The sequence below is a fragment of the Streptococcus marimammalium DSM 18627 genome (genome assembly GCF_000380045.1).
In the GTDB taxonomy this organism is placed as follows: domain Bacteria; phylum Bacillota; class Bacilli; order Lactobacillales; family Streptococcaceae; genus Streptococcus; species Streptococcus marimammalium.
Genome location: NZ_KB904339.1, coordinates 218,515 through 231,546, shown reverse-complemented (window position 1 = coordinate 231,546; position 13,032 = coordinate 218,515). Strand labels below are relative to the sequence as shown.

Genomic DNA, 13,032 nt, shown 5'->3' with positions numbered 1-13,032 from the left:
CGTTTATAACTGGTTATGTCAAGTTGTTTTTAATTTTAAAATAGATAAACTCTCTTTTTCTTTCAGTTATTTTTAAAAACTAAATGACTTCAAAATCACTTGAAGTCATTTAAAAATAGTATAATCAATTATTTATTTTGTCTTTGATTTTCTTTGTGTCCAATAAAGAAACTTCCCATTAAAATCATCAAGCCTACTAACAAGGGTGCGTTAGATTCATCTCCTGTTTTTGGCAAAGTTTTTTCGTTATTTGGTTTTTCTTCCGACATTTTGGTATGTTCTTTGCTTGTTTGATTATCTTTTGGTAGAGAAATAGTACCTTTTTTAGTGTCTTTAGGGTCTTCATTTTTAGTAGAAGGTGTCTTTTTCTTGTCTGAAAGTTTAGTAATTGTTAGTTTTGTGCTAGCTTTACCATCGTTAAAATTGAGTACTACATCGTGTTCCTTATCTTCGTTTATTGCTAAAGTTTTTAAGTAGTCTGCTTTCAAAATCAGTTTGGTTGAACCGTCTGAAAGCTCATAATTGTTAGCATCAACGACTTGACCATCAATAGTTAAATTGAGGAATTTAGTCAAATCAGCATCTGAAATAATTGTTAGATTAGTTGTTTGATCAGATTGCCAGGTTTGATTGGCACCTTCAATAATCTTGTAATCAATTCCTTCTTTAAAAGTGATATGTGTTGATTTTGTCTTAAAGATGTAGAAGTCATTCACTAAATCATAAGCAATCATCTTGTTTTGATCATCAAAGAAAATTGGATTGTCAATAGCTGCTTTAGCGATAGAATAAGTCAATTCTTTGTTTAATGTTGGAAGAACATTACCATACACATCGGTTGCTGTTATTTGTCCACCACCATTAATACTTAAGAGAACCTTCTTTTCTGAAGTTCCTTTTTCAACAGTTACTGTTGAACCAGTAAATTTTTTTGTTCTTCTATTAACACGATATTTAACAACGTAGTCATTTTCAGCAAGATATTTCTTGTGAGCTACCATTAATTCCTCACGAATTTCTTTCATGGTAGCAAAAGCTTTCTCAGCTAATTCATTATTGTTTGTAGTTGCTGATTCACTGGTTTGAGGGCCATCTAAAATAGCCTGATTCATGATTTCTTGTTGGGTTGGTGTTAATTTGTTATTAACAATTTTCATGAATTCTTCACGGTTTGTTTCCACCATGTGTAAAATATCCATTGCTACCCAGTACATTGAATCTTCAGCAAACTCATTGATTTGATTTTGAATAGCCGTAATTCCTGTTGTTTGATTTGGGTAATATGGCACATAAGGAGATACTAACGGAGAACCCATAGCAAGCCACATGACACCTGGATAAGTTTCAGTCATTTTTTCATGATTAAGTTGGAAGATGTGAGCTTCCATGGTGTTACGATTTCCGATTGGGTAAAGATTTGGATCACCTAATTCATCAGCTACTATTCCAATATGTTCCATTCGATTTCTGGTAAGTGCTATTAAATCTTGTAAATTAATACTTTTTTTGGGTGCATCTTGTAGGAAATGATAATATTGATCTTCTAAAGTTACTTTTGCTTCTGGATTAAGGTGTTTGATGCCAGAATAAACACGTGAACGATCAGACTCAGCTAAATCTTTTGGTGCATAAGAACCTGCCAAATCAATCACTCGTTTAGTCTCATCTCCTTTAAAAGTTCCAGCTTTTTTTGCTACATCAAAGATAGCTTTGGAGTAGAGAAATTGACCATTTTTTGAAACAATATAATTAGCAAATTCTTGGCCAATATCTAAAGTCACTTCATTGAGCCAAAATGTATTTGGCATCACTGAGAATTTATCCTTAGGATATCTCATTGCTACAAACTGATGACCACTGTAGATTTCCATATACCAAATATCATTATGGTCAGCCACAACTAAATCATTACCTTCTGAAGCACCTTTTGTAGCCACTTCATTGGCAATAAGTTCAACAGCTTGATCAGCTGAATCGGCATTAGCCAAAACTACTGTTGGAAGAACTGCTTCAGTTACCCCTTTTTCAACATAAGAGTCAACTTCACCAATTTCATCTCTGTAGCTGGCAGAAACAGTCATGTCAACAATTAAGCCTTTATCGTTAAATCCAGCTTCATCAAAAATACCATATTCTGGTGTGGTATCACTTACTGAAGTGAATTGGTTAGAGTCTTTTTCCATAATATACTCATAACCACCCTCTTCACTGGTAGAAACATCAACAATTTTATCTCCTGCTTTATATTTCCCAGCTTCATGAACTTGGTAGACCTTATTGTGATTGATTTCAAGATCTTCAGTTCGACCAAAATAAGCACTGCCATCTTCAGTTAAATCACTACCAACAATAAAACCTGTACAAGCATCTACAGTCATAGTGACACTAAAGAAAACAAAACACAACATGATAATGCCTACGAAATAGAATAATTTCTTCATAGGTTATCTCCCCCTTTCAATTGTATTATACCTATCGCCTCTTATAAAATCAATAGAAAATAGGTAAAATTTTAAAGCGCTTACAAAAATATTTAAAACTTGAAAAATGATTGAAAAATCCTTTGAATATTACATATAAACTGATTTGTATTGTAAGAAGAAAAGTGTTTTTCATTGAAACATCTTTTTTGCCTTTCATTTGTTTTCTGAAACCATTTTTATTATCACTGAGATTAAAAATCAAAGTAAAAAGAAAACTCTCAACAAGAAAACAAAAAGTATCTGGTTGAGAGTTTATCAATTTTTTAAATTAGTCACTACTTTCGACCTTGGTTCTATCTTCTCTTTTACCTATCACAAACATTGTAAAGCTTGCTTTAGTCAAAATTTCTTCTTTGCTATTTCGAATCAAAACATCAATAATCTTGGTCGTTCTACCATTATGAACAATCATTCCTTCAATCGTCAGAACCTCATCCAAATGACCAGCTTTTAAATAATTAATGTTTGATTGTAAGGTGACCGACTCAAAACCAGTCGTTCTTACGATCAAACCGCTTACCTGATCTGACAAGGCAAACAAGTAACCTCCATGAGTGTTACCATAGTAGTTGAGAGAAGAAGGAGTCACTTTAGTTGTCATTACTACACGCCCTTCTTCAATTGTCTCTATACGATAGTTTTCAAAAATTCTTAGTTCCTTAAAATGAATGTCTTGCATTAGTTTTCTTCTCCTTTAAATCAAATAGCCCCTATTATACTAAAGAAATAAGAGTCTAAAAATCTTGTGATTGTTCTAATTGTTGGATAAGGTTTCTCACTCTTTCATCAATTTCAGAAATAATTTCAAGAAAGACTTGATCGGATTTCCCTGTTGGATCTTCTAAACCCCAATCTTCAGTATCATACTGATAAGGGAGACTTGGACAACTGACATTACAACCCATGGTGATCACTTGTTCAACTGTCGGAATATCTGTTAGTAACTTAGGTGTTTGAGACTCTTCCATATCAATACCATAGAGCACTTTCATAAGCCTCACTGCATCTGGATTGATTTGATTTTTAAGTGCCGTTCCTGCCGAATAAACATCAGCGACGTGTGCCCCATATTTTTTCATCAAAGCTTCCGCAATCTGACTGCGACAGGAATTATGGACACATAAAAAAGCAATTTTTTTCTTTTTCATAGCTAACCTCTTTTACTTTTTTATAATAAGTAACATCTGACTTCTAGTATACACTATAATGAGCAAAAGTTTAAAAGGTTGGTTTTTAGTTATTGAAAGCCAAAAAGTGATACAATCATTATAAAAGAGGACTTCGTTAGCCCTCTTTTTATCTTGAATAACTGAAAGTATTAGATAAACAGCTGCATATTGGCGTTTTCGCTATCACCAATAAAGGTCGCAACGCCTCCATATTCAACAAAATCAAATAATTCTTCTTTTTCTATCCCCATCAGATCCATACTCATTGTACAAGCGACAAATTTTACACCTAACTGATGAGCTTGTTCAATCATATCTGGCAAGGAATCCACATTTTTTTCTTTCATGATGTGTTTAATCATTTGACGTCCCATACCACCCATATTCATTTTGGAAAGTGGCATATCATTTGCTTTTGAAGGAAGGAAAATGTCAAATAGTTTCGCTAAACCAGATTTCTTCACTTTTTGTTTTTTCAGCATTGATAAGCCCCAGAAAGTAAAGAAGATGGTCACTTTTTTACCATAAGCTGCAGCGCCTGATGCAATAATCATTGATGCTAGAGCTTTATCCAAGTCACCACTAAAAACAACCATAGTCATGCCATTTTTGGTTTCTTGTAAAACTCCTTCTTGAGCTAAAAGAGAACTTGATTCTTTTTCACTAGGTAGGTCTTTTCCTTTCACTAAGCTAACGAGAACTTTATTGCCCTCAATTCTATTATCTACAATCGTATTACCAGTGTTTTTAGCCCAATTCTCAATATCTGCACTAAAGCCAAAATCACTCGCTTGGATATTAAGGACTTGGCCATCTGTCATACCATCAACTGACTCCTTAACTTTTAAGATAGGCCCTGGACACTGTAAACCGCAGGCATCAAGAGTGATAGCATCTAATTTCTCAGAAATAGGGATCATTTTTTCTTCTTTCTTTGCTGGAATGACTTCTTGTTTAAAAGAGACTAATTGGTATTTTGATTGCTTATAAGTTTTGAAACCACCATCTAGGTTTTTAACCTTAAAACCAGCTTGTTTTAAAATTCTAGCTGCGTTATAGCCACGTTGACCTACTTGACAGTAGACATGAATGGTGACATCTTTTGGTAATTCATCAAGTCGATTTCTTAGCTTATTCAAAGGAATATGCTTACTGCCTTCAAAACTGCCTGTTGCTAATTCAAATACTTCCCTAATATCTAAGAAATAAGCACTAGAAGCTAGCAGTTGATCAACTTCGTGCCACTGAAATGTTTCAACCATCCCTTTTTTGATATTATCAGCTGTGTAGCCAAGGAGATTGACAGGATCTTTTGCAGAAGAATAGGGTGGGGCATAGGCTAATTCAATACTTGCCAATTCTTCTACTTTAGCACCAAATGTCATTGCTGTTGCGATAACATCTATTCGTTTTTCTACTCCTTCAGTACCAATGGCTTGTGCGCCCAAGATTTTGCCTTCTTTTGTAAAAAGAATTTTTAAGGCTATTGGTGAAGCACCAGGGTAATATCCAGCATGTGAATTAGGGTGAATGTGAATGACATCATAATCAATGCCAATTGCTTTCAATTGTCTTTCATTGTTTCCAGTACTTGCTGCTGTTAATTCAAATACTTTTGCAACTGAGGTTCCTTGTGTGCCTGGGTAGCTAGTATCAATACCATTAATAATATCAGCCACCAAACGTCCTTGACGATTGGCAGGCCAAGCAAGAGGAATATTCGTCGCCTCTTTTGTGACCTTATTGACAACTTCAATAGCATCACCAATGGCATAAATATCTCTCACAGATGTTTCTAAACGCTTGTTTACCTTGATGGCACCTTTAAACCCTAGCTCCAAACCAGCTTTTTTTGCAAGACTATTTTCAGGAACAACACCTATCGCTAAAATAATCATTTCTGTGGCTAATTCTTGACCACTAGATAGGATTAGTTTTTGACCAAACTCTTTAATTTCAGTCACACCATCTGAAAGAATCAGATTGACTTTATGCATATTAATTTGCGCGTGCAATTGTTGAGCCATTTCAAAATCAATGTTTGGCATGACTTGATTTGCCATTTCAACCAAATTGACCTGAATCCCTAATTCAACAAGGTTTTCCATCATCTCAAGACCAATAAAGCCTCCTCCAACAACTGTTGCTGTTTGAATGGCGTGAGTGGCAATATAGTCTTTAATTAAATCCATATCAGGAATATTTCTGAGAGTAAAAAGATTATTTGCACTCTCCAAACCTTTAATAGGCGGGATAATTGGCTTAGCTCCTGTTGAGATAATTAAATAATCAAAAGTTTCGACATACTCATAATTATTTTTGACATCATAAACAGTAACCTTTTTTTCGTCTGGATTGATGTCAATTACTTCTGATAAATGTCTAATATCAATTCCGTATTGACTACTCATTCCTTCGACAGTTTGCAACAAAAGATTGTCACGGTCTTTAATGACATTACCAACATGATAAGGAAGCCCACAGTTAGCAAAAGAAATATATTCTCCTTTTTCAAATAAAATAATCTCATCCTTTTCATTTAAACGTCTCAATCTTGTTGCAGCAGTAGCACCACCAGCAACACCACCAATAATTACTATTTTAGCCATCTCTTCCTCCAAATATTTTTGGGTCCTTATTTATAACGTAGAAAAAAATTTTTCCTATCCTCTCAGTGTTACATACCCCCTTAGGTATATAAAATATAGCATATCAGAAACTGATTTGTCAAATGGATTTAAAAAATAGACTCTGAATAGGATAGATTTTTAGTTATTTCAATTTCAAACAAAAGTCTTATTGATTACTTCTGAAAAGCTTTGAAAACAAGGTGGAGAGAACGTTTGAGAACAAATAAATAAAGGTTATCTTTTGTACTGAGTACAAAAGATAACCTTTATTGATAGTGACAATAATGTAAGAATAAGTTTATTGTCTTTTGCCTTATTTTTAATATTATTTGTTTGATATAGCTACTTGTGCTGCTGCAAGTCTTGCGATAGGCACTCTAAATGGTGAACAAGAGACATAATCAAGATTTAGCTTATGGAAAAATCTAATTGATGAGGGGTCTCCTCCATGTTCTCCACAAACCCCCATATGAAGCATAGGATTATTTTTTCTTCCCATCTATTTACTCTATTTACAATCAAACTATTTTACTAATTATCAAAATGAAACAGTTATTAGTTTTATATCATTTAGATATTAATTGTATTTTAGCCAATAATGAAAGACTATAGCTAAATTAATCAGGATATTCACCACCAGAAACACCAAAATATTCTTCAAGTGTTAATCCCGAATCTGCTATTTCTTTAGCTTCTTTGCCAATGTAACGTAGATGCCAACTTTCGGATTGATAACCTGTAATGTGTTCTTTTCCTTGCAAATACCTAACAATAAAACCATATTCAGGGGCGTGTTCTTTTAACCAGGCAGAAGCATTTGGTTCTTCTAATAATTGACCAGAATTATCAATCAAATCATAGGCTAGTCCAGTTTGGTGTTCACTATAACCAGGCCTAGCAGAGTAACGATCTGCATTCTCTTTACTGTCTCTTTCAACATACGAGTGATATAAACTATCTTGTGTATCATAACTTCTAAAGCCACTATAGTTATTACTAACATCAAAACCTAGTGCTTGCATATCAGCTATTATTTGTAAAAGTGATGCTTTGGCTGTTGGATTCTCACCAGGGTTATATGAACTTAATAAAGGATGTTGCTTATTAACAATGATAATTTCGTCATATTTACCTTGAACACTGTAATAATTACCTTTATAAGTGGCTTTATCATTGAATTCTTTAGAATCTTTTGACTTCTTTGCTTTTGGAGTTTGTGTAGTTGTTACACTTTTTTCATTTTCTTGGCTCTTATTAGGTATTACTGATTGTTGACTAGTCGTTGTCTCTTTTTTTGTTTCATCCGTTTTCATGTCTTTTTGACAAGCAACTAAACTAGTCAAAGCCAAAATAATTAAGCTATGTTTAATCCACTTCATTGAATTACCTCATTTCTAACTCAAATCACTAACTTCTAGATTAGAAATAATAAATGATTCACCAGTTTTTTTCAAGTAGTATGTCTTGTTTTTTCGAAAAACTTTATTAGGATTGTTGTTTGTATAAACTGACGTAAATTCTTCGTATGTGTTTACAATATAAGTGTCTCCTTCTTTTGAAACACTCTTAACATCAAGAGCGCCTTCTATATAGTATGAAATTTGAGCTTTAGCAACACCACCGCCTTCAGTAAACTCAACCATCTCTTTATAAACTGTACTATTAGTATCATAATATTTGGCATAAGTATTAGTTCTATTATCAATAGAGTCAAAAACAGCCTCACGATAATCTTCCAAAAAGTAACCAATATTTCTTTTATCTTCTTCAGCTTTTTTTGCTTCTTCTTCTTTTGCTGCTTTTGCCTTAACACTATCTTCTAATTGTTTTATCGACTCATCATCAAAGACTAAAGGTAAATCTATGACAATATCTTCCTCAGGAACAGTCTTTTTTAAGATTTTTGTCTTGTACTGGTTATCATCAATCTTAAATGTGGCATATACTTCTATCGTTTGATTGTTTAAAAGCTCTAATTCCTTTGTCAAACTATTGGCCACTTCTTTTTTATTAACAAAAAGCTTAAGCTCTTTATAGGAATCAGCTTCTTTTGGTAGACTTGCCTGAAGCATCACCATTTTTGTTTCAAGAGATAGTAATAATTGATTGTATTCTACTTTACTCAAGTCAACAGAGAGATTAGAAGTCAGTTTTCCTAAATCAGTCTCTCCTTCCATAACGAGTTCAGTAGGAATAAATTTAAATTTCCCTAATACTGTCTCTTCATTTTCTTTAATAGAATCGTTATTGACTTTAAGATTTTTCATATTAGTCTTAACACTAATTTCAATAGGATAAGGTGTTACTTGATATTCTTGGAAAATACCAAATTTTCTTCCTGATTCTTCAAACCCGAACAATCTATTATAGTTGCTATCCTTATAGTCATGGTCGTTTTTTGATTCAGAAATATGCTTAACAACAGTTTCTATATCTATCTTTTCATCTCTTAGATAACTAATAAATTGTTTAGCTTCTTCATCAGACCATTTTTCTTTTCCAGATGAAAAAATAGTTGCAATTTTTGCGTAGTCATTAGCCTCAACAGCTTTAATAAATTCTTTTCCTGCAACTTCTTTTCCAGTAATAGAACGAAAATAGAAGAACAAACCAATTAGGACAGTTAATAAAAGTCCAATAATAATTATTCCTACTCGTTTTCTTTTTTCTTTTGGTGAAAGAACACGCTTTGGTTTTTTAATTGCAGTAGTCATTATTTCTGGAGTAGGTTGTGACAAAGGGGATTCTAATTTATCAACTTGATTATCAATCAACTGACTTTCAGGTAACTGTGATTGCGATATTTCTGTATGCTTTTGTTCTAGAAGTTGTTGCTCTATTTTTTTAGCACCTTCATCTACCAAAGTATCATCCTTAGAAATACCTGCGATATGTTTAATTTGTTTAAAATCAAAATCTGTCTTTTTTCCTTTTACAAACTCTTCTGGCGTAGGTTTTCTGCCAATAACTTTTTCAAATAAGTCGACCCACTTTTCCTTATTGTTCATATTTTCTCCTCTAACTATTATTAATACCCGTAGCCACCAAAGTTAGAAATTTGATTTTCAATATTGTTAAAAAAACCATTGAAAATCATTTCTCCACCAATTGCAAGTGCAATACTTACAATAATAGCTACTATCAAAAAGTAGATAATTGAAGCAATAATCTTCTTATAAAATATATCTATGTTACTATCACTGTTGTTGTGAAAAATGGTAAAAGATGTCGCTGCACCAAAGACAATATAGCTGGCAATCGTTAATAATGTAACGACTGTGTAGACGTTAACAAATGAAAATAGCAAAGATAATGCTGAAAATAAAATATTAAGCGAAAGCAAACGTCCAAACCATTCAAAACTATACATAAAGGTAAATGATTTTTCATTATATACAAATCGTTTAACAATAAAGCCCCCAAAAATAATTGAAAAGAAGACCAATGAAATGGCAGCTACTATACTAATAAAAAGACTTATTCCATCTGATTGGAACTGCGCAATAGGTTTCAAAATATTAATAGTGGTAAAAAGAACTAAAAGACCAAATGCTGTAAGTCCGTTATACTTATGAGTTGGAAAAGTATTAGTAGGTGATTTCCAAGCATTCAAAAGCCATTGCCAGAATTGTTTTATAAATAAGCTAAATGGCGATGGAGCAACCTGTTGCATTTGTTGTGTTTGTTGAATTGGTTGTTGCATATTTTGATTAGGAAACGGCACATGATTATTTTGTTGACTTGAAGACCCAGAAAAAGCTTGTGGCTGAGCTGTATTTTGATTATTTTCCACTTGACTTAATGGCTTTTCAGTATCAGAAATTTTAGTTTCTTGAGTCTGTAATTCTTCTGGTTCAGGTGAAGTTTTCTCCTGAGACACTTGTTCTTCTACTCCACCGTTATTTTCTTCTTGCGTTAACTGTTCTTCTATATCAGTGTTATTTACTTCTTGAGACACTTGCTCTTTTATTTCAGATGAATCTTCTTCAACAAATTCCCCTGCTTTTTTAGCAACTTCTATCTCATTGGGTTCTGGAGAACGTCCATTCACTGCTTCAAAATAATCCAACCAATCTTGTTTTTCCATAATAATCTCCTTTTTAAAGTATATTTATAGAAATAATTATACCATTTAAGAGTTATCTCATCAATATTCCTTTTAGTTTTAATTGGTTAAATAATTGATTTTTAAAAAAATTAAAAGACACCTTAAAAGTAGGTGCCTCAACTGATATTCTATTTTTAAAAGCTAGCAAATAATTAATGAAAACTAATTAGTTTCTAAAACTAAGCTGATTATATTATTCTCTAATTGTTTAGTGAAAATTGATTGGCTTGAGAACTCAATACTCCCGTTGACAAAACAGTTTGAGCTGTAGTTTGATCACCAAAACAATCACCAACCATTTGATTGAAATATTCTGTTAAGTGATAAACATTGTTCAATTGTAATGTCAAGGTAGAGATTGCTTGACCAGACATTTGACTTGCAATCGTATCAAGCACATATTTTAATTCTTGCATGATACGACTTGTCATGGTTTGGATGGCTTTTTGGCTTGCTACTATTTCATCCAATTCAAATACAGTATAAACCCCTTCTTCTATAATCGTTTTTAGTTGGGGTTTTAAATTTTGCAAATCATTTTTAACCGTCTGCGCCACTTGAAGTGCCACCATTATTTTATTTGATAGTGGTTGCAACTCACTCTTAGCGGAATGAATATTTGAAGTCGTTGTTGCATCATATAGTCTAACTAATTGTCCCCAATAGGTTCGATTTGTTACAAACTTTTTGTTAATTTTTTTCGTTTCATCAATATATATTTTAATATCAAATGACTCTTCAATAGAATTCACTGCTTTATTGAAATCATTCATCTGTGTTGACCAGTTATCCAAAGAATATTGGACTTGTTGGAAAGCGTTTGAAAATTCTAATGCAACCTCTCGAGCATAAGTATTACTATTTTTTTCAACTTGTTCATCAAAGGCTTGAAGAACATCTTTAACATCATCAAAAACTCCCGACTCATCAAGATATGCTTTATAAGAGGTTGGAACATTTTGGACTGTCATACCTTCTAAATGACCACCTGATGCTATTTGACCACCTAGCCAATCATCCATTTGTTTAAAATTATTAGCTAAGCTTAAAGTGAGCCTTGCGACATTTTCAACAGCCAATGTTAACTCTGAGAGATTTTTTTGTTCTACTTCTAAGACGTCATTTAGTGATTCACTAATCCCATCTTTCTTTCCTTCACGAAGACCTCTTCCTTCAAAAATTTTTTCACTCTTTTTCTTTAGTCTTTTTGCTGTATCTTCCAAAACTACAGAAGTTTTTAGGGCTGTTGGAGTTGGATTAATCAAGGTACCATCTTGAAAACTGATTGATTTTTCCTGTGACGAATGTTGCACCAAATTCCTGCTTTTTTCTGCAAGATTTGTAAGTGTTCTATTATAAGAAGATAACTCTAAATAGGCACCACTTTCAAAATAGGCTGGTTCAGGGATGGTATCTACCAAAGTTTTAGGTGATGATAAATAATCAAAAATATGTTTTTTTCTAATAATCTTTCCAATAGATTCATATATCTCATAAAAGGCATCTGTTAAACGGGTTTCTTTGAATCGTTGAACAATAGTCTCTTCCACTTTTTGTTTTCTTGTTTCAAAATCATTCTGTATTTTAGCATTTTTTTCCAAACACAATTGGCATACCCTAATCATGGCTGGTAACTCTATTAAGGCTAGTAAATTAAGATTGCTAGACAGTGCCCTTAAACTATCTGGATTAACCTTAATAATTTTACTATCAGATAAACCTACATTCCCACTAGATAAGAAGAGGTTCTTTGGTTCTATATTAGAGGAATTCAAACTGATATCTATGACACCATCTTCATTGATATCAATGCTTGTCTTATAGTTCTTTTTATCAACAATTAAACCATATTTGTCAACTAAATTCCCGTTGTCATCAAAGTCCCATGTAGAAAGATTATGATAATGAAATAATTGAGAATTTAGGGGTTTGTAAGTATCAACATAGCGTGCTATTCCTAATGGATCTCCTCCAAAATTACCAATATTATCCATATTATTACGAAAATTAATGATAATATCAGTATTTGCTTTAGCCCATTCCTGTTCTTTTTTGGTGAGCATGTTTTGAGGATTTGGCGCATTAAAAGCGGTCGCTTGCCACTTCATTTTAATAGCAATTATAGTGGCTAAATAGCCTCCCAAAGAATGACCGGTTGTTGAAATATTAGCTTGAGGATATTTCTTTTGTATCTCAGCAGCAAATGCCATAGCAGTATCCACTTGACTATCAATCTTTTTTGAACCCCTGCTGTCCCTAGTTAAACCTTCCTGACCCCAAATAACATTTTCTATATCAGTTCGACGATCATTTGGATCTTTAAAATTTGTACCAGCATAAGCTATAGTAATATTAGAGTAGTCCACTTTTCCATCTACAATTGGGGCAATAGCCATTGCTTGCATGCCATTGGATTGATTGTCAGAAACTTCAAGGACTTTAAATTTTCCTAGTTCAGTATTCTTTATATTATAGTAGTAATCTTCAGTTTTAATATTTCGATATTGACCATCTGTTTTGTTAATATCCACACTATAAACTTGTTGAGACAGCCATCTGTATTGTTCTTGACTTATCATCTTCTTATTCCTTTAAATAAATGATGGTGATGTCACTAATGTCAACTGGAGACTCTTTGTCAA

8 protein-coding genes and 1 pseudogene are annotated in these 13,032 nt (G+C 32.9%); all 9 read right to left on the bottom strand.

All coding sequences use genetic code 11. From position 1 onward, the window contains the following. Positions 1 to 128 precede the first annotated feature (128 nt). The 9 genes and pseudogenes from A3I1_RS07685 to A3I1_RS08185 all read right to left on the bottom strand — a co-directional run bounded on the left by A3I1_RS07685 (position 129) and on the right by A3I1_RS08185 (position 12,969). The gene (locus A3I1_RS07685) at positions 129 to 2,441 is read right to left on the bottom strand and encodes a C69 family dipeptidase (RefSeq protein WP_018369477.1); all 2,313 of its coding nucleotides are present in this window, start codon (positions 2,439 to 2,441) and stop codon (positions 129 to 131) included. Between the two features lie 310 nt (positions 2,442 to 2,751). Then, positions 2,752 to 3,162 carry a PaaI family thioesterase gene (locus A3I1_RS0101100; RefSeq protein ID WP_018369476.1) on the bottom strand — a complete coding sequence of 137 codons (411 nt, stop codon included), beginning with the start codon at positions 3,160 to 3,162 and terminating at the stop codon, positions 2,752 to 2,754. Positions 3,163 to 3,217: 55 nt separating this feature from the next. Further along, positions 3,218 to 3,631 carry an arsenate reductase ArsC gene (locus tag A3I1_RS0101095; RefSeq protein ID WP_018369475.1) on the bottom strand — a complete coding sequence of 138 codons (414 nt, stop codon included), beginning with the start codon at positions 3,629 to 3,631 and terminating at the stop codon, positions 3,218 to 3,220. 170 nt (positions 3,632 to 3,801) lie between these two features. Beyond that, entirely contained in the window at positions 3,802 to 6,261 is a 2,460-nt protein-coding gene (locus tag A3I1_RS0101090; RefSeq protein ID WP_018369474.1) for an FAD-dependent oxidoreductase, read from the bottom strand. A 346-nt stretch (positions 6,262 to 6,607) separates the two neighbouring features. Further along, positions 6,608 to 6,778: pseudogene (locus tag A3I1_RS08305) on the bottom strand (putative PEP-binding protein); the annotation flags it as partial. Between the two features lie 121 nt (positions 6,779 to 6,899). Next, the gene (gene ldcB / locus A3I1_RS0101080; protein WP_018369472.1) at positions 6,900 to 7,661 is read right to left on the bottom strand and encodes an LD-carboxypeptidase LdcB/DacB; all 762 of its coding nucleotides are present in this window, start codon (positions 7,659 to 7,661) and stop codon (positions 6,900 to 6,902) included. A gap of 15 nt (positions 7,662 to 7,676) precedes the next feature. Next, positions 7,677 to 9,290 (bottom strand): TcaA second domain-containing protein, encoded by a 1,614-nt coding sequence (locus A3I1_RS0101075; protein ID WP_018369471.1) that lies wholly within the window; start codon positions 9,288 to 9,290, stop codon positions 7,677 to 7,679. A 20-nt stretch (positions 9,291 to 9,310) separates the two neighbouring features. Next, positions 9,311 to 10,369, bottom strand: coding sequence for a DUF6574 domain-containing protein (locus A3I1_RS0101070; protein WP_018369470.1), 1,059 nt, complete (start codon positions 10,367 to 10,369; stop codon positions 9,311 to 9,313). A 221-nt stretch (positions 10,370 to 10,590) separates the two neighbouring features. Beyond that, a complete protein-coding gene (locus tag A3I1_RS08185; RefSeq protein ID WP_018369469.1) occupies positions 10,591 to 12,969 on the bottom strand; it encodes an SA1320 family protein in 2,379 nt (792 codons plus the stop codon). Between the last annotated feature and the right edge of the window lie 63 nt (positions 12,970 to 13,032).